Genomic DNA, 645 nt, shown 5'->3' on the forward strand with positions numbered 1-645 from the left:
AATATATAACTTAAACTATGACTTTGTACAAATCACAGCAAATTAGCTGTAAATAAATAGTATCAAAATTATCAATAATATTATGGAATCAAATAACAGAAATACCCATAACTTAAGGTCAGTAACAGATGCTAAAAATAAGTCTAATGAAAGACCAAAACATGATACATTTATTCGCAAAGCTTTTGAAAATCCAATAGTAGCTAAAGAGTTCTTTGAAATGCATCTACCAAAAGAGATTAAGGCTATGTTTTCCTCCCATACTCTTAAAATGGAAAAGGAAAGCTTTGTTGAAGCCGATCTTAAGAACTCTATATCTGATATTCTATTTTCTGCTAAGTTTAATGATGAGACCGGTTATTTATGGATTCTTCTAGAGCATCAAAGTACTCCTGATCACTTCATGGCTTTTAGGCTCTTGAAATACATGATGGATATTATAGGAAGACATTTAACTTTAAAACCGAATTGTAAACATTTACCCTTTGTATACCCACTAGTGTTCTACAATGGAGTACAACACTATAACGCCCCTAGAAACTTCTGGGACTTATTTAAAAATAAACAGTTAGTACAAGATATTTGGAATAAAGACCACCAACTTATTAATGTTCATGATATTCCTGACGAAGAGCTAAAGAAAAA

The 645-nt window shown here is 30.9% G+C and carries 1 protein-coding gene; it reads left to right on the plus strand.

All coding sequences use genetic code 11. From position 1 onward, the window contains the following. Positions 1–82 precede the first annotated feature (82 nt). Positions 83–645: Rpn family recombination-promoting nuclease/putative transposase (locus A452_RS0107410; RefSeq protein WP_017208714.1), on the plus strand; the 563-nt coding region annotated here is incomplete at its 3' end.

This window comes from Rickettsia australis str. Phillips (genome assembly GCF_000273745.1).
GTDB lineage: Bacteria > Pseudomonadota > Alphaproteobacteria > Rickettsiales > Rickettsiaceae > Rickettsia > Rickettsia australis.